Source organism: Agrobacterium sp. CFBP2214 (assembly GCF_030209895.1).
Taxonomy (GTDB): domain Bacteria; phylum Pseudomonadota; class Alphaproteobacteria; order Rhizobiales; family Rhizobiaceae; genus Agrobacterium; species Agrobacterium radiobacter.
This window is the reverse complement of the sequence record NZ_JARVRC010000025.1, coordinates 1-1639: the sequence shown is the minus strand read 5'-3', so window position 1 is coordinate 1639 and position 1639 is coordinate 1. Positions and strand designations below refer to the sequence as shown.

The window sequence follows — 1639 nt, the reverse complement described above, 5'->3', positions numbered from 1 at the left end:
AACGTCCTATATTCGGAATGCATCGCCGTTTTGGCAGCAGGTCGTTATCGCATCGGTCTCCCGATACGTCTGGATTATGATGTAGGCCCGGCCGATCGTCAACGAACGGTCTCTCCCATAACAAACACAGAGTACGCATAATCGCGGCTCTCACCGTCCTTAAGACGAGATCCTTTTGCCGTCGAGCGGAAGGCCTGAACATTATCTACGAGGTCGCTGAAACACTCAGCGCCTCTACGGCCCTGTCAGAGAAGGGTCCTTCCGCTGTGGATCGTCCCTTCAAAGAAGGGGCGATAGGGTTCACCACTTTTGACAACCGCATGCACGGTGCGAGCCATCTTGGCGGCGATTGCTGTTGACGCCTTGCGACGCAAATGGGGATTGTGACGGTCCTTGGTGATGTATCGCTCGAATTTGTCGCGGAAGCTGTTGGCGCGCTGCAAAATCGCGACTTGAGCTGCCATCCATAAGGTCCGCCTCAGGCGAGCATTGCCGTACTTGGACAACTTCGTCTGGCCTCGAAACATTCCTGACTGGATTGTCGAAAGATCCATGCCGCAAAACTTCAGGAACTGGCGATGGTGTTGAAAACGGCGCAGGTCTCCCGCCTCTGCCAAAATCGTCAAAGCATTGATCGGGCCGATACCGGGGATTGTGCATAAGAGTTGGTAATCAGGATTGTCCTTCAGCATGGCGACCGCACGCGCCTCGATTTGATTACGGTGGGCGATCAGGCTTCTGCCCTGGGCCAAAACCATACGGAACATGCAGATTGCGTCGGAGTCAGGTGCAACCGGAAGGCCGATTGAACGGGCGGACGTGGCGTAAATATCTGCCAGCAAACGCTCTTTGCCAACCTTACGTCCCACGACATCCCAGGCAGCTTCGATGAAAGCCTCCTTGCTCATGGCCGCGATGAAGTGCGGAGACGGAAACAGTTCGAGGAAGGCGAAGAACCAGTCGCTGCGTGAACTGCGGTGAAAGCGATCCGCTTCAGGAAAATACAATGGCAGGTAATGTGTCAGGATCCGATGCCACAGTTCGGTCTTCGACCGTGAGATCATGTCGTGGGTCTTCGACAGCTCTTGAATGTCGTTGGTGCCGCGCATCAACGGGTCATGGTAGAACTGCTCGGCACCAATGGTCATCATATGGAGGATAACCTGGGCATCCTTCGGGTCGTTTTTATCCCAGGAATTATGCAATGCCTCCCTGGTCCGAGCCAGCGCGATCGACGAGATCAGTTTGATCTCGAAGCCGGCTGAGCCGAGCTGATATGCCAATGCGCGATGATAGTTTCCCGTTGCTTCGAAGGCTACGCGGACAGGACGCTGATAGCTGCGCAGCAAGCTGATGAGGCGATCGAACTCATCAAGATTGTTGAGCACGCTCACCCGATGTCGGCGCTTTTTGTCCGGTGCTTCGATCAGCACCTCGTGGCGTTCTTTGGAAATATCGATAGCTGCCAGAACGGGAGCAGATGCTGTAATGTCACAATCGGTCATAGCCGGTCTCCTTTACAGTGTGGCTTCGCAAAACCACTGTGAGACCTGATGCCCGGCTATGACCACCTGCTTCGCCTGATTGGGGCTACGCAACTGGTCAAAGCCTCTTGCAACGCAAACTTCCGAAGGTGTTA

At 54.7% G+C, this 1639-nt stretch carries 1 protein-coding gene; it reads right to left on the bottom strand.

Translation table 11 applies throughout. The features are described from left to right. Positions 1 to 245 precede the first annotated feature (245 nt). Positions 246 to 1505 (bottom strand): IS110 family RNA-guided transposase, encoded by a 1260-nt coding sequence (locus QRN60_RS25685; RefSeq protein ID WP_111785503.1) that lies wholly within the window; start codon positions 1503 to 1505, stop codon positions 246 to 248. Positions 1506 to 1639 lie beyond the last annotated feature (134 nt).